Annotated in this window: 10 protein-coding genes; 2 read left to right on the top strand and 8 right to left on the bottom strand. The window is 38.8% G+C overall.

What is annotated here, in order from left to right:
* Positions 1–11: 11 nt before the first annotated feature.
* Complete coding sequence (gene sov, locus QNI22_RS27525) at positions 12–6,401, top strand: T9SS outer membrane translocon Sov/SprA (protein ID WP_314515774.1); 6,390 nt, start codon at positions 12–14, stop codon at positions 6,399–6,401.
* A 20-nt stretch (positions 6,402–6,421) separates the two neighbouring features.
* On the opposite strand, the gene QNI22_RS27520 is transcribed toward sov, so the two are convergent.
* The 3 genes from QNI22_RS27520 to QNI22_RS27510 all read right to left on the bottom strand — a co-directional run bounded on the left by QNI22_RS27520 (position 6,422) and on the right by QNI22_RS27510 (position 8,833).
* Positions 6,422–7,090, bottom strand: coding sequence for a response regulator (locus QNI22_RS27520; RefSeq protein ID WP_314515765.1), 669 nt, complete (start codon positions 7,088–7,090; stop codon positions 6,422–6,424).
* A gap of 10 nt (positions 7,091–7,100) precedes the next feature.
* Complete coding sequence (locus QNI22_RS27515; protein ID WP_314515764.1) at positions 7,101–7,904, bottom strand: sensor histidine kinase; 804 nt, start codon at positions 7,902–7,904, stop codon at positions 7,101–7,103.
* 707 nt (positions 7,905–8,611) lie between these two features.
* Positions 8,612–8,833, bottom strand: coding sequence for a hypothetical protein (locus QNI22_RS27510; protein ID WP_314515762.1), 222 nt, complete (start codon positions 8,831–8,833; stop codon positions 8,612–8,614).
* 350 nt (positions 8,834–9,183) lie between these two features.
* Here QNI22_RS27510 and uvrA point away from each other — a divergent pair, with 350 nt between their 5' ends.
* A complete protein-coding gene (gene uvrA, locus QNI22_RS27505; RefSeq protein WP_314515760.1) occupies positions 9,184–12,081 on the top strand; it encodes an excinuclease ABC subunit UvrA in 2,898 nt (965 codons plus the stop codon).
* Positions 12,082–12,135: 54 nt separating this feature from the next.
* On the opposite strand, the gene QNI22_RS27500 is transcribed toward uvrA, so the two are convergent.
* Genes QNI22_RS27500 through QNI22_RS27480 form a run of 5 tightly spaced genes read right to left on the bottom strand, consistent with a single transcriptional unit; the run spans position 12,136 to position 16,628 of the window.
* Complete coding sequence (locus QNI22_RS27500; RefSeq protein ID WP_314515757.1) at positions 12,136–12,729, bottom strand: hypothetical protein; 594 nt, start codon at positions 12,727–12,729, stop codon at positions 12,136–12,138.
* Positions 12,730–12,773: 44 nt separating this feature from the next.
* Positions 12,774–13,811: a glycosyltransferase gene (locus QNI22_RS27495; RefSeq protein ID WP_314515756.1), complete on the bottom strand. Its 1,038-nt coding sequence runs from the start codon at positions 13,809–13,811 to the stop codon at positions 12,774–12,776.
* A gap of 14 nt (positions 13,812–13,825) precedes the next feature.
* Positions 13,826–14,371, bottom strand: coding sequence for an acyltransferase (locus QNI22_RS27490; RefSeq protein WP_314515755.1), 546 nt, complete (start codon positions 14,369–14,371; stop codon positions 13,826–13,828).
* 35 nt (positions 14,372–14,406) lie between these two features.
* Positions 14,407–15,684: a hypothetical protein gene (locus QNI22_RS27485; RefSeq protein WP_314515753.1), complete on the bottom strand. Its 1,278-nt coding sequence runs from the start codon at positions 15,682–15,684 to the stop codon at positions 14,407–14,409.
* Complete coding sequence (locus QNI22_RS27480; RefSeq protein ID WP_314515750.1) at positions 15,681–16,628, bottom strand: nucleotide-diphospho-sugar transferase; 948 nt, start codon at positions 16,626–16,628, stop codon at positions 15,681–15,683. The genes QNI22_RS27485 and QNI22_RS27480 overlap by 4 nt, the downstream gene beginning before the upstream one ends.
* Position 16,629: the final 1 nt, after the last annotated feature.

Below are 16,629 nucleotides of genomic sequence, written 5' to 3'. Positions count from 1 at the left end.
GAGTAACAGGGATTCTAGCTAATCAGAGAGCTAAAGTTTCGGAGACAACTTTACAAGGTGGTGGCGTACAGAACAAGAAGTTTGAATTTAAAGTATCCGAATACGAGGATAATCGACACTTTTTTCTAGGGCAATTTTTTCGTAACCTTTATGAACCCTCTCTACGAAATTTACCAGCTGTAAACTCGGGCATACAAATCACTCGTATGGAAGTGTATATAACTAACAGAACCGGAACTACAGAATCTATTCGCCATGTAGTGGCTTTTCTGGACCTTGGAGAATCCAGTTCTTATAACAGTTTTATTACAGGTAGTACTTCCACGATTCCAATGGCTAATAATGCAAATAACTTATATAGTGAGGTGAATGCTGATGAGTCCTACCGAAGTGTAGATAATGCAAGCAATGCTTTACAGAGTAGTATATTTCAGTTAAAGAAAGGAACTGACTTTGAATTGGTGCGTAGTGCACGTAAACTTTCCTCCAGTGAATATACATACAATACCCAGTTGGGATATCTATCACTGAATACAGCCCTTCGAAATGATGAAGTATTAGCAGTGGCGTTTGAATATACTTACCTGGGTAAGTCGTATCAGGTTGGAGAATTAACAGAGGACTACTCCACCAGAGAGCCGAAGCAGGTGATTTATATGAAGATGTTACGTCCGGCTTCAATCAAACTCAATTTACCTACGTGGAATCTGATGATGAAGAACGTATATTCTTTGGGAACAGGTTCATTAACACAAACAAATTTTAATTTACGTATTATTTATAAAGATGATTTAACAGGTATTGACAACCCCAGCCTTCAGCAAGGAGTTAATACCAAAGATGTCCCTCTCTTACAAGTATTTAATCTGGATCGCCTTAATTCACAAAGCGATCCGCAGGCCGATGGTAATTTTGACTGGATTGAAGGCGTAACCATGAATAGTCAATACGGTCGGGTTATATTTCCTGTGCTGGAACCCTTTAGCTCTGATTATTTAATATCTCCACATAAGCAGGGAACTTCTACTATCCCTGCCTGGCTCGATTCGGTAAGCGAGGCAACATTGGTAAACAAATATGCTTTTGATGTATTATATACTTCTACAAAATCAGATGCGCAACAGGCTGCAACCAAGAATAAATTCTATATTAAAGGGCAATACCAGAGTAGTAGTACATCCTCCAATCAGATATCATTGGGAGGTGTTAATGCAGACGGGAGTTCAGTAGTTGTCACAGCTGGAGGAAAGCAATTGACTCTTAACCAGGATTATATTGTAGAAAACGACAATGTAACCATACTAAATGAAGCCATCCTACAGTCAGGCGAAGAAATCAAGATCTCTTCTGAGCAGCAGGACTTATTTCAGAATCAGGCTCGGACTTTAATGGGAGCTCGTTTTGAATATGTCTTTGATAAGGATTTTTCGATTGGTTCAACTTTGCTGCGATTGCGTGAAAGGCCTTTGTTACATCGGGTTGCTATTGGCAATGAACCTATTAATAATACGATGCTAGGATTGGATGTAAATTTGAAAAAAGACTCTCGATTCCTGACTCGTATGATAGACAAATTGCCTTTTGTATCAACCAAGGAAATGTCGACTATCACCTTCAATGGGGAGTTTGCCAAATTATTTCCAGGCGTTGCTCCCAAGGTAAGTAATCAAGCTTACATTGATGATTTTGAATCCTCTGAAACGGCCTTCGATATGACTCGTTTGCCTCAACAGAAATGGCGGCTTGGATCTACTCCTCAGTTATTTTCTGAGTCTTCCACTGATTCATTATTCTATACCTATCATCGGGCTAAGCTAGCATGGTATACAATTGATAATACATTTTATCGGGATGATTTACCCACTGGGGTAACCGAAAGTAGCATATCCAATCATTATGTACGTGTAGTTGTGCCTACAGAGGTGTTTCCTGAACAAAGCCAGTTGTCTGTAATTACTAATCTTTCGACTATGGATCTGGCTTATTATCCACAGGAACGTGGAATGTATAACTATAATCCGAACCTGGATGATCAGGGAAGACTCAAAACAGATCCCAAAAAAAACTGGGCTTCTATTTCCAGAGGCATAACCTATGATACAGATTTTGACAACGCAAATATTCAATACATAGAGTTCTGGATGATGGATCCTTTCATTGAAGGTGAAAATGGAAAGATTAATGATGGATATAAAGACTATGAAGGATCAGACAGAAAAGGAGGAGATATCTATTTTAATCTGGGCAATATCTCGGAAGATGTAATGAAAGATAGTCGACAGTTCTTTGAAAATGGAATGCCCATTAATGATAGTGATGAAGATCATCCCGTTACAGAGACGGCCTGGTGGGGAAAAGTGCCAGCCAGTGATTGGATTAACAACGCCTTTGATAATACCTCTGGTGTACGAGACCGACAGGATATTGGCTTGGACGGTTTGAATTCGACAGATGAAAATACCTACTTTGCCAGCCGATTTTTGAACTCGGTAACTAGTGGTACCGCTAAGTCTATTGTAGAAGCAGACCCTTCTGCTGATGATTATGCTCACCCATTGGATGATGTCTACTCTAATGAAGGCAATGTATTGGTGCGTCATAAAAAATTTAATGGATATGAAGGGAACTCTCCGGATGCTACCACTACCAGCTATTCAAGAGCTGCTACAACTATTCCGGATAATGAAGATATTAACAGTGATCAGACTATTAGTGATGGGGAAAGCTATTATCAGTATAAAGTGCATGTAGTACCAGATCAGATGCAAGTGGGGCAAAATAATATTGTTGCCATTACGGAATCGCCTTCTACCGGAATCAAGTGGTATCAGTTCAGAATTCCAGTGCGGGAGTATACAGATAAAGTAGGAAACATAGACGGCTTTAAATCGATCCGTTTTATGCGCATGTTTCTGACCAATTTTGCCCAGCCACACGTATTTCGTATGGCTAACTTTCAATTGGTTGCCAATCAGTGGAGGGTATATACAGATGATTTATTTGACAAAGGCTTACAACTTCCTGTTGAGCCTTATGACGCAACATTTACATTGGCGACTGTAAATGTCGAAGAAAATAGTACTGCAGGGAGTGGAAACCTCTTTCCCTATAAATTACCACCTAACTTACCCAGAGATTATGATGCAACAACACTGAATAACCGTCAGTTAAATGAACAGTCCATGCGATTGTGTGTGGAAGAACTACAGGATAGAGACGCACGGGCTGTATATAAAACTACCAGCCTGGATCTGTTGAGTTACAAACGTCTGAAAATGTATATTCATGCAGAAACAGAGGACGCTACAACTAAATCCAGTACAGATCCCCTGAGAGCTTTTGTTCGTTTGGGTACAGATTATACTGACAACTATTACGAAATCGAGGTTAAGCTGAACTTCTCTAAAGACAATGATACTACACTTGCCAATATCTGGCCTTCTGAGAATGAAATAGATATTCCTTTGGAATTACTGGCCCATGTAAAGTCAAATCGTAACCGACAAGGTACCAGCGTCTTATTGCCTTATTCAGAAAGTGATACAGTGGTTAGTAGTGATGGGAAAATCAAACGGGTGTATCGGATTACAGTAGTTGGTAATCCAGACTATAGTGCAGTACAGGTTATGATGCTTGGAATGCGAAATTATTCCTCTACAGATAGGGAGCCAAAGAAAGCTTGTATCTGGCTGGATGAGTTACGGATTGAAGGCTTTAATCAAGAAGGTGGTTTTGCTGCTACAGGAAGGATGAATATGAAGCTGGCTGATGTGGCTACCATTTCTGCTGTGGGAGACATTACTACGTTTGGATTTGGTGGCATAGATCAACGCATTTCTGCCAGAGCTCGTGATAATACGACTCATTACAATGTAGGTGCCAATATTAATCTGGATAAGTTTTTTCCAAAAGGGCTGGGAATAAAGATTCCTATGTATGTGAGCTATGAAAGAACCAGAGTCACTCCACGATATAATCCATTAGATCCGGATGTAAAGCTGGATGAATCAATAGAGTCGAGGTTTGGCACCTCTGAAGATGCAGCAAAAGAATTTCGAAAGATGGTAGAGGATAATACTACCCGACGAAATATTAACTTTACCAATGTACAGAAAGTAAAAGCCAATCCACAGGCTAAGAGTCATATCTGGGATCTCTCTAACTTTGCGCTTAATTATTCCTATAATGATGTAACTCAAACCAATATCACTACAGTATTGTATTATCAGAAAATAGTAAGGGGTGGCTTGGGATATACATTTGCTACTACATCCACTTTTATTGAACCTTTTAAGAAAATAAAATCGCTTGATAAACCTTCTTGGAAATGGTTAAAGGACTTTAACTTTAATCTTTTACCTTCTAATATTATGATCAGGGGAGATCTTGTTCGTTCTTTTACTAAAACGCAGTATAGAAATGCAGATCTGTCTACCATTGGTACAGGATTAACAACGTTAGGAATTGCCCCCATCTATCAGAAATCCTTCCTGTTTAACAGAACCTATGGTTTCCAATGGAATCTGACCCGTAATTTATTGTTGGGGTATAATGCAACGGCCAATGCTATCATTGATGAGCCTGAGGGAGAGATCAATACTACTGAGATCAGACCCGGTTTTACCAGGAAAGATTCCGTATGGTCATCTCTAAAAACTTTTGGACGGATGAAAAGCTTTCAACAGCAGGCTAGTGCCGCCTATCGACTACCTTTGGATAAGTTTCCTATTACGAACTGGGTGAGTGCAGATGCCAAGTATAGTACTACTTTTCAGTACACGGCTTCCTCTTTGGGGTATGCAGATACACTAGGTGTTTTTCTGGGTAATACCATTGGAAATACACGTCAGCGGGCAGTGAATGGTCGTATTGATTTGTTAAAACTCTATAACAAATTGCCTTTTCTGAAGAAAATAAATGAACCAGCTCGTCGCCCTGCTGCTGCCAGACCTACAGCTCGCTCAACATCTGGACAAGCTGGCGCACCTGTAGTAGCTCGAAAAGATACAGTAAAGACTACGTATCAATTCCAGCTTTTTAAGAATCTGATTCGGATGTTAATGACCGCCCGAAGTATCACGTTTACCTATACAGTGGATGAATCCACTGTGCTACCTGGTTTTCTGCCACATACTCGTTTTTTGGGATTAGATAGTTCTTTACTGGCACCCGGACTAGGATTTACCCTATTGGGTAGCCAGGACGCAGGAATCCGGCAGAAAGCTGCTAAAAATGGATGGCTTACACAAAGTGCACAGCTCAATACCGTATTTGAGCAAACATGGATAGAAAACATTTCAGCTCAATCAGATCTGGAACCATTTAAGGATTTTAAAATAAGGGTTTCCATAAAGCGCACACGTAATTCTGACTATACTGAATTGTTCAGAAATACCAGCGATGCCAATACAACAGCTGTATATAACAGCCAGAATGCAGTAAATTCAGGCTCCTATTCTATCTCTTTTGTAAGTATTGGCACTGCCTTTAAAAATGGAAGAGAGGTCTTTAATCTGTTTGAGTCTAATGCAATAGCTTTAAAAGGGCGCTTGAATTCGCTCAATACAGGTGAAGGTAGATATGATACCACCTCACAGGATGTAGCTATTCCTGCATTTATTGCTGCCTATACAGGAAAGTCTTTGAACAGAACCAAGTTAACTGCATTCCCAAAGATTCCATTACCTAACTGGAATATTACCTATGCAGGTTTATCTAAATTGGTAGTATTTAAAGAAATATTTTCTTCTTTTAGTATCAGACATTCCTATTCTTCAACCTATAGTGTAGGAAGTTACCGGACTTCACAGGAATATGCCTCTTCTGGATTGGTGAGTTTGAATGGGTCGTTGGATGTATTAGGTTCTATTGTTGATGTAGAGAATGATAGTGCATATATTCCTGTATATATTACAGATCGTGTAACTATTACTGAACGTTTTTCGCCACTGATTGGAATAGATGTACAGACCACCAGTAAAATAAAAGCCGGCATTACCTATAACCGGGAGCGAACAGTTTCATTGATAACATCTAGTCGTCAGGTAAGTGAGATTACCAATCAGGATGTGACAGTGAGTATAGGATATACCAAAAACAATCTGAAACTGCCTTTCCGGGTGCAGGGAGAACAACGGGTACTGAAAAACGATGTGCAGTTCCGATGTGATGTGCGATTCCTGGATTCGAAAACGATTCAGCGCAGGTTCCAGGGAGTCAATACACCTGTAGCTGGAAACTTTCAGGTATCAGTCAAACCAACGATTCAGTATGCAATTAACCAACGTGTGAATATAACTGTATACTTTGAACGCAATGTGAACAGACCAGTTGTGAGTACTTCCTATCCTCGGTCTGATACACGGTTTGGCTTCCGTATGCAGTATAATCTTAGTCAGTAGTTCCTTGTACTAACTAAGATTTACGATACACTTATAATTTTGCTTCGGATAGCGAAGAGTACAAGTCCAACACGGCTTCGAACATTTAATTTTTCAAACAGATGTTCCCTATATCCGTCTATGGTTCGTACGCTCAGACACATCTGATCTGCAATTTCTTTATAGGTAAGCTCTGTGCATACCATCTTCAAAAATTCTATTTCCCGGTCATTTAATCCGTGAATGTGTTGCACATGAGTTTCTACCATAGGTTTGGCTATGCTCTTTGCCAGTGTACCACTGACAAGATCTGAATAATAAAATCCTTTCTGAATCAGATCATCCAATGCATGTTTTAACTCATGAGTTTCTGCATCTTTCAGAATATAGCCACTTACACCAATACGCAACATTTTTATGATAGCCGTTTCGGAATCATACATGGAAAGTACCAGTATCTTAATAGAAGGATGATTCTTTCGTAGCCAGGTTGCTGTTTCATATCCATCCATTTCGGGCATGTTGACATCCAGCAAGACTAAGTCAGGAAGAGGCTCTGATGATAATTTCTGAATAAATTCCTTCCCATTGGTAGCTTCCAATACTACCTTATAATCTGTAAATCCATTGATTAATTCAACCAAACCCCGGCGAAATAATTTATGGTCATCTACCAGTGCTACCTGGATTTGTCCTATAGGTTGTTGCATGATCAGATATTCAAATCGTTGAGGTCGTTGGAATAAAAAGTCTGAATGTAGTACCTTCCTGAATAATACTGTTAATAGTTACTTCGGCCTGTATCATTTTCGCTCGGGTATAAATATTATTGATACCCGAGCCTTTTTCATATAGATCAGCTCCTTTTAATTCTTCCATGTCAAAGCCAGTTCCATCATCTTTGATGATTAATTCAAAAGAATCTAACCTATAATCAATAAATGCTTGTATCTCCTGCGCTTTGGCATGTTTTATAATATTGTTCAGGACTTCCTGAGCAATTCGAAATATAATAATTTGCTTTTGCGCGTCCAATTTACGTTCTACTCCCTTTACTTCCATATAGGTTGTACAGGCTCCCGTTTTTTGAATAGATTCCAGTTCGAATTCGATGGCTTCTGAAAAGTTGCTCTGAATGATAATATCTGTGTTTAATGTTTTAGATAGATCCCGTAAGTCCTGTAATGCTTTTCCAACAAGGTCTTTTGTATTGATGAGCTTGGATTGAAGCTTTTCATCCTTTACTGGGCCAACCGTATTGAGATTAAGTTTGACCAGTGACAGAATCTGACCAATATTATCATGAATTTCCTGAGAAATATAGTGTAATGTCTGTTCCTGAATTTCAAGTCTGGTGCGTAATAACTCCTGTTGATAGATATTCTTCAACTCTTCTTTTTCATGTAGGTATTTGTTGTGCTGGTGCTGGCTGATTAGCACAAATACAATGACAAAAAAAGTGATGGCGAATAATAGGACTGTAATCGCTAGGACTATTTTTATTTCTTCAGAGAGGGTGTGCATAATATCCCTATAAAAACGTAAACACACATAATCAAAAATACGATATTATGTATGCGCCACAAAAAACCAGTATCTGTAATATTATCCTGGGTAAGCTTCCGGTAAGTAATAAATATAAAGAAGTTACAAGTATAATAGGTAAAGAGACCAGTTGTATACCAGAATGTTTTTGATTTGAGAATATTTTCAGTAGGGGGAGATGTTAGATTCTCAAGATAATACATTAAACTGTAAATAGTGAGAATAAAACTTGCAACAGAAAATGAGTTACTGTTGAAGACGTCAAGGCTTTCCCATAATGACACATTGATTATAAAGAAAACAAAGAAGAGTCCTAATAGGATCAACGTTACTTTCTTATAATTCTGATGCCTGAATATTTGATGGAAGTACAGAGAAAGAATTATAAATGAGGTTAAACAATTGAGATGGTACACATATAAATTGTTTTCATAGTGAAAAAGGTCTATTACCGCACTAGCTACCAGATTCAGAAGAATCTGCAACAGGATATAGTAGAGCACATAGTCATTCCTGAATACTACTTTTCGGAGTGATGCAAAGAAAAGAAGTATAAAAGGAGAAATAACGTCTAGATAAAAGATTACTTTAAATGACATTGAATTAACAATATTCCATAGCAACTAAAAACTACCATTCATCCAGCCAATAGGATGTTGACTGGATGAAAAGACATCAGTCAATGACTAACCACAGCCCGGAGGGGTTGGACAGCCAAGGATTCCACCACCTCCATCTTTTGCAAGACTAGATGAAGATGAAACTGTCGCTATGACTTTTGCCAAAAATTCTTTTCTTGGAAGATTGGGATCTCTCATAAACTGAACAGATATCACCACAAAATCATCATCGGATGCATCTGCAATCAGATCCTTCATGTCTCTGACACTGAATTCGTAATTTTGCATAGAGCGAATAAATGGGATTAGTAATTATAGATAGGCTCGGTGTGAAATTAGAAAGAAATATGACTGATGCAATAGGACAGAGCCATCTCTGACGAAGTAGATAGATTTAAGATATTATAAGTGTCTGGTTTTCAGTATTTTTTATTTGAATAGGTGTGAAAATACCGTATTTTTCCCGTATATACGGGAAAAATACGGTATTTTCATTTTGGTCTTGCTTTAGCCAAATACATAAGTTATTAATAACCTGATTAAGAGAGAACTTTTCAGGACAATTCGTATAATCATACGAACCTCTTTGATAATTTCAGAGTTGTCTCTTATATTGGCTTGTTTGAAATACGAACATTATGGCAAAGAAACAAAATCCAAAGTTGACAGAAGTAATATCCTCTAACGGAACAGACATACATACAAATTCTCCAGTTGATCTGGTTGGCTATGAAAGCATTGAAGTATATGGTGCCCGCGAACACAATCTAAAAAATATTGATGTAACCATTCCCCGAAACAAACTTATTGTGGTGACAGGTATCAGTGGAAGTGGCAAATCCTCTCTTACTTTTGATACGATTTATGCAGAAGGACAACGGCGGTATATGGAGAGCTTCTCTGCGTATGCCAGATCGTTTATTGGAGATATGGAACGTCCGGATGTAGATAAGATCAATGGATTAAGCCCGGTTATTTCTATTGAGCAAAAAACTACTTCCCGTAACCCACGGTCTACAGTAGGAACAGTAACAGAAATTTATGATTTTTTGCGCCTTCTCTATGCACGGGCAGGTGAGGCATTTTCTTATCAAACAGGCGAGAAAATGACCCGTCAGTCGCAGGACCAGATTATTGAGCATATTCTTGAACATTTTGATGGACAAAAACTAACTATCCTGGCGCCAATCATAAAAGGGCGTAAAGGGCATTATCGGGAGTTGTTTGTGGAGATTGCCAAGAAAGGATATACTAAAGTTAGAGTAGATGGACAGATTCAGGATATTGTTTCAAAGATGCAACTGGATCGGTATGCTATTCACGATATTGAAATTGTGATTGACCGGATTATTGTTACAGATAAAGACCGGTATCGTTTGTCTCAATCCATTGGAAAAGGATTGACAGAAGGAAAAGGAATTATCTTTACACAGGATGAGAGTGGAAATGTACAACCCTTCTCTCAGTTTTTGATGGATTCCAGTGGTTTGTCGTATGATGAGCCTGCTCCCAATACATTTTCATTTAACTCCCCGTATGGCTGGTGTCCGGTTTGTAATGGCTTGGGAAATATTGAAGAGATAGACCCGAATGCCGTACTGCCTGATCATTCACTAAGTATTACCCGAGGAGCTATAGCTCCTTTGGGCGAATACAGAGATATATGGTTCTTTAAGAAGCTGGAACCCGTATTAAAAAAGCATAAACTGACATTATCATCGCCTTTAAACAAATACTCAGAAGAGGCTATCAAAGACCTATTGTACGGTTCTGACAGTACATATAAGATACCCAGTGAGAAGCATGCTGGAACCATGTACGAGTACAAATATGAAGGTGTAATCCATTACCTCACACAACAAGAAGAATTCGGTTCAGAAAAGACAATGCAGTGGGTACAAGATTATAAAACCATACGAACCTGTCCGGAATGTAATGGAGCCAGATTAAAGAAAGAAGCCTTATATTTCAAAATAGCTGATAAAAACATTGCTGAGCTAGCCTGGATGGATATTAATAAGCTATCGGAATGGTTTAGTGATGTAGAGACCCGATTAACAGAACGGCAAAAGATTATTGCTACAGAAGTATTGAAGGAAATTCGCAAACGTATCGGGTTTTTATATGATATCGGATTAACCTACCTGACGCTGGATCGTCCAATGAAAACACTTTCTGGTGGAGAGGCTCAACGTATACGGTTGGCTACGCAGATAGGAACTCAGTTGGTAGGAGTGTTATATATTCTCGATGAACCCAGTATCGGATTACACCAACGGGACAACGTTCGGTTGATCAAATCCTTGCAGCAGCTTCGGGATATAGGCAATACCGTATTGGTAGTTGAGCATGATAAAGATATGATGCTGGACTCGGATTATATCTTGGATATAGGTCCGGGGGCTGGTCGTCATGGCGGACATGTAGTAGCTGCCGGAACTCCAAGAGAGTTTCTTAAACAGCCAAGTACTACAGCTGCGTATCTAAGTGGAAAGAAAGCTATTGAAGTACCAGAAAAACGAAGAGAAGGAAATGGTAAGTTTTTGACACTCCATAATGCCAGAGGAAATAACCTGAAAAATGTAACACTAAACCTACCTTTGGGACAGATGATTTGTGTAACAGGAGTTTCGGGGAGTGGTAAATCAACATTGATTCATGAAACGTTGTTTCCAATCCTGAACCGGCATTTTTACAATAGCCGTCGCGAGCCTATGCCATATGATTCCATCGAAGGCCTGGAGCATTTGGACAAAGTGATAGAAGTTGATCAGTCACCTATCGGACGTACACCTCGTAGTAACCCCGCAACGTATACAGGTGTTTTTACAGATATCCGATTGTTATTTTCTGAACTACCAGAAGCAAAGATCAGAGGATACAAACCTGGCCGTTTTTCTTTCAATGTGGCAGGCGGACGCTGTGAAACATGTGAAGGTGCAGGTGTGCAGATGATCGAAATGGACTTCCTGCCGGATGTGGTAGTCCCTTGTCCAACATGTAAAGGGAAACGATATAACCGGCAGACACTGGAAGTGCGCTTCAAAGGAAAGTCTATATCCGATGTACTGGATATGACCGTAGAGCAGGCTGTAGAGTATTTTGAAAATCAACCGAAAATTCTTCGTAAAGTACAGATGCTGAAAGATGTTGGACTAGACTATATCACACTGGGCCAACATGCAACTACTCTGTCTGGAGGAGAAGCACAACGAGTGAAGTTGGCAGAAGAACTTTCCAAGAGGGATACTGGTAAAACCATGTATATTTTGGATGAACCTACAACCGGCTTGCATTTTCAGGATATACAGCATCTGCTGGATGTACTTAATAAACTAACAGACAAAGGAAATACTGTATTGATTATTGAACACAATCTGGATGTTATCAAAGTTGCAGACCATATTGTGGACATCGGACTGGAAGGAGGAGCTGCCGGTGGACGTATTATCGCTCAGGGAGTCCCAGAAGAGGTGGCAAAGAACAAAGAAAGCCATACCGCAATATTCTTAAGACAAGAACTGGGAATGGCCTAATGACTTTATTGTCACGAAATAGTAAAATAGAGAGCTATCTGTAAAGATAGCTCTCTATTTTGTTTGTAGCCAGGGATGATTATCTCCATAACAGATTGTAAGAGAATTCTGTAAGTATTGTTTGGCTGTGGGAGCTAGTTGGGGGAACACTTTTTCGAAATCCAGTTGATCTTTACCCCGAATAGCTTTGGATTTGTAGAGAAGTTGTATTTCTGGTTTTAGGATCTTAAGTCTATCTTTCTCAAAGAAGATATCTGTATAGGGTAATTGAACCTGGGTATTCCTTTTATAGACCCAGCAGGAATTTTTTATATCAATCAACATTATTTGAAGACACCAACTGATGTGAGTTTCATCCAGTATCCATATATCCTGAATAGGATGAGTATAATATGTTTCAGACTGATAGGGGAGGAGATGACCCTGTCCATCTGCTACAAAGATCCGTTCGGAAGAAATATAGTTTTTTAGTAAGGACTGATCTTCTCTTTTAATAAGAATATCAATATCTCCATGAGGACGATAGGTATAACCTAGAAACTGTTCTAACGCAATCCCTCCTGCTAAGATCCAGTCTAGTTTACCCAACAGTGACTGAATGGAATAAACAGAAAGTGGTTGCCATTGAGTATACTCTGGAAGATCCATAACAAGTACTCTGTTTCTTTTCACAAAAAATATTCATACGGACTTTATACGCGGAAAAACTTCAGAAGGTCTTTGTAATTAGATTGTTCTGCTACCTGATAATTTTTTTGTCCAACCTTTGCTATATCGATTTGTTGCGCTTTTTGTAAGGTTTTCAACAGACTTTTTCCACCTTTTCTGAAAAACAGTTCCTGCTGATGGTGCAATAGCCTTTGTAGAAATATAGTTTCTTTGGTAATGACTGGTTTACCAAACGAAAGGGCCAGATCAACAGATCCCGAGTGTTCAATATTTTTGAAAGGTAACACTACCACATTGGCCGCATTCATATAGTATTGTACCTGGTCAATGGCAATAAATGCATTATGAAATACAATGCGTGGGTGACTGTCAATTTGTTGCTCAATACTTTTTTCATATAAAACTGAATCTCCCTTTCCTGCAATAACCAGATAGGTATCTTCTCCTTCCAACTCTTTGAATGCTTTGATTAATTCTTCCAGTCCTTTATACGGTTTTACCATCCCCAGAAAGAGATAAATGAAGGCTGTATCGCTAAAATTTAAATTAGTACGTCCTTCTTTCCGAGTAGCTGTATTGGGATAGTAGTGATGATAAGGAACATCCTGAATGACATATATCTTATCCAGCGGAATCTTGAAAAATCGTGATGCTTTCAGACGGGTAGAATCAGAATATACTCTGATTCTGGAACACCGACGCAAAAAATATCTATATATAACATGCTCTATCTTTGTCCATCTCCCTGCATGATTACGCATGTTATGTAGAGTGTGGAGAATTGGTGTTTTTCGTATATGAATAAGGTATTGAATTTCAAACCAGAATAGGAAACATTTCAGTAGTGTAATAAGCAGTGTTTTGCCCAGAATAAAACTTTGTATCCAGTCATAGTAAACAACATCTGGTTTATGAATACGGATAGCCTTCCAAGTAGCCAGAAAACGCCCGGAAGGCGCTTTGGCAACTTGTAAGCCATCTTTCTTTAAAAAGTCGATGAGTTGATACTGAAAGGGATTATTTGGCCCGGCGTCTGGAAGAAAAAGTATCTTTTTGTTCATTAAGCTGCTCTTAATTATTGAAACCAGGGTTGGTGATGCAATTGATACAATAATTTGCTGTTACGTTGCCCAATAACCTTGGCTGGTATACCCCCTACAATACTCATAGCTGGGACATCTTTTGTGACTATACTTCCTGACGCTACAACTGCCCCTTTGCCAATAGTAATTCCAGGTAGAATGGTGACACGTGAGGCAATCCATACATAATCTTCAATGGTCACAGATCCACCTTTATCCCGATGATAATCATCATGTACATCATGCTCCAGTGTCCAGATATTGGTTTCCTGTGCAATATCTACATTGTTGCCAATAGTAAGTCGTCCTCCTCTGCCATCCAGGAGTACATTCCTGTTAATCACACAATGATCACCAATAGAGATATTTTTCCCTTTACGAATTTCCAACCCCATTAGTGCGTTACTTTTCTTGCCTACTTTCAAAAGCACACGTCGGATAAAGAACATTCGTATACTATGAAAAGGAATAAACATAATCCATCTATTGAGCAAGTAATTCCAGAATGCAACAAGAAATATTTTGAATGATGTGATCATGTGTATTGTATGAGAATAGATCAAACCCTAATAGATTATCCTGCTACCAGGTCCTGTGCAAATTCTCCAAAGCTTTTAAGTTTAATCTGTTTTACTACCTGCTTGTTGTAGGTAAGCAAGTCTTGTTTGTTAGTTTGAAGCTTTTGAACAAATACCTTAAATTCTTCTGCAGAGTGAACAATATTGGGCGCGTTCATGCTCATCAGATACTTATCGTTCTGAAACTGATGAACAAAGTTATGAAGGGATAAGATACCTCCGCCTAAAAATTCTGGAAAATCCAGGATTACAGAAGGTGTATTGATAAAGCAAGCTTCAAGTCCCATGGTAGTCCCTAAATGGATGAATGCTTCTGCATGTGTAATCTTATTATACTTTTCATAAATCTGTTCTTCCCCAACTGAGAGATTCTTGGAACGGAATTGATCATCCAGAACTACATTGGGTAACTTTTTCAGATTTTCGTAATAACTCCAGTTAGTCAAGACAGGGTAGGGGCGAACCACTAGTTTTAAAGGGGATTGCATTTCTTGGAGCCAGCGACTTATCTGCTCAATAACCTGGATTTCTTTGACAGTTAACACTGGGATACCAATTGCACAACCAAAGTAGATATAGTTAAAGTCATAAGGAGTTGGGGCAGGTGGTTGTTGCAGAAACTCATAAACATAAGCAAACTGAGATGATCCTGAAATTTGAATTTTGGCCGATTCTATATTCTGCAAATCAATCAGATCATGCTTTAATCCTTCATGCCATACCAGATAACGTACCTGTTCCGAGTATTTTACATGTTTACAAGGGTGGTCCCAGCTGTATACATATACCTTAACTTTTTTGTTTTCCTGGATCAAGCGGGAAAAAAAGTAACTGTCACTGATATCAGTAAAACAGATAAACTGATCGATATCATCAATCTGAGTATTTCGTTTGTAACTGATATTTTTCAAATAGGTATCATAGCTAAGAAATCGGGGGAGCTTCATACTCAGATTAAGTCTCGAATAAGCTTTCTGTTGCACATTCTCTTTTTCGCTTAATGAGATCTTAAAATACTCCATCAGATAAAAGTTCTGACGACTTTTAGGAAGTTTTCCAAAGAATCGAAACAGATTGTCCCATATTTTATTGATAAAGCTATTTTTATGCTCATCTACTATACGTATCTCTGCATTACCAGCATGCTGTCGAATAATATCTTCATCAGCTTTTCTTACAAATAGTACTACTTCATGTTGTTGATTTACGAGTTGAATAACTTTTCTGACATCATTACGGAAATCAAAGAAATGTACCGCGAATCCAATCTTCATTTAGTCACTTGTTTTAATGCGTTTTTCGCCTTTGCAGGCAATATCTTTTTTAGTGTCCAACGTAATTTGTCTTTCCAGGTTGGAAGGAAGAAGAAACCAGATTTATGAAAAGTGAAATAATCAGCTTTTTTATCTTCTGTAATCGTAAATGGATGTGTGATATGTTCCATTGATTGAGTAGGAAGATAGGCAATTTGTTTATTAACCTGTGTCGTATGGGTTGCATCAGCTGTAAATCCTATGTTAGACACCAGATTTACAGTAGGAAATATGGAAATTCTGTTCAAATACCAATTGGCAAACATCCATTGATAGTCCCAGATATCTTTTCGTTTTCCACCTTTTAACATCTCCAGTTTTCGGTGCCAGAAGGCTTTCTCTGCCTGAGATGCGCTTTTCTTTTCAATAATGTTTTGCTTTACAATCGCATCCGCATCCTTGATTGTAAAGCTATATTCCTGCCAGCGATTTTTCCATGTTGCCCATCCCCAGATAAGAAAGTATTTAGAGAAATAGTAAGATCCATTTGTTATTGCCTGATGAGGCAGGCATGTATACCCTCCTATTTGCCCTATTGTAAGGTTGTCAGCGTAATAATCCAGAAGGATTTCACAAAAAGAAAAGAAGCTTGGATTTGGTAAACAATCATCTTCCAGTATGATGCCTTGTTCTACATGCTTAAAAAACCATGTTATGTTTTCTGCTGGACCAACACCACAACCCAAATTATCCTCTCTGAACAAAGTTTGTACTTCACAATCCCAATCTACCTGGGTTGCTATTTTCCGTGTTTTTTGGCATAATTCCCTTTCACCCTCTTTATCAGGTCGAGGGCCGTCAGCAGCTATGAACAGTTGCCTGGGCTTTGCTCTCCGGATAGCTTCAAAAACCTGAGCTGTTGTTTCCGGACGGTTGAATATCATTAATAATACAGGCGTTTTCAAG

Origin of the sequence: Xanthocytophaga agilis (genome assembly GCF_030068605.1) — a bacterium.
In the GTDB taxonomy this organism is placed as follows: Bacteria; Bacteroidota; Bacteroidia; order Cytophagales; family 172606-1; genus Xanthocytophaga; species Xanthocytophaga agilis.
The sequence above is the reverse complement of the archived record's forward strand: the minus strand, read 5'-3'. Positions and strand labels throughout refer to the sequence as shown.

Bases quoted from the DNA above. Each gene is read 5' to 3' on its own strand.
- QNI22_RS27520 (WP_314515765.1), bottom strand. From the start codon at position 7,090: ATGCAACAACCTATAGGACAAATCCAGGTAGCACTGGTAGATGACCAT.
- QNI22_RS27515 (WP_314515764.1), bottom strand. From the start codon at position 7,904: ATGCACACCCTCTCTGAAGAAATAAAAATAGTCCTAGCGATTACAGTC.
- QNI22_RS27510 (WP_314515762.1), bottom strand. From the start codon at position 8,833: ATGCAAAATTACGAATTCAGTGTCAGAGACATGAAGGATCTGATTGCA.
- uvrA (WP_314515760.1), top strand. From the start codon at position 9,184: ATGGCAAAGAAACAAAATCCAAAGTTGACAGAAGTAATATCCTCTAAC.
- QNI22_RS27500 (WP_314515757.1), bottom strand. From the start codon at position 12,729: ATGGATCTTCCAGAGTATACTCAATGGCAACCACTTTCTGTTTATTCC.
- QNI22_RS27495 (WP_314515756.1), bottom strand. From the start codon at position 13,811: ATGAACAAAAAGATACTTTTTCTTCCAGACGCCGGGCCAAATAATCCC.
- QNI22_RS27490 (WP_314515755.1), bottom strand. From the start codon at position 14,371: ATGATCACATCATTCAAAATATTTCTTGTTGCATTCTGGAATTACTTG.
- QNI22_RS27485 (WP_314515753.1), bottom strand. From the start codon at position 15,684: ATGAAGATTGGATTCGCGGTACATTTCTTTGATTTCCGTAATGATGTC.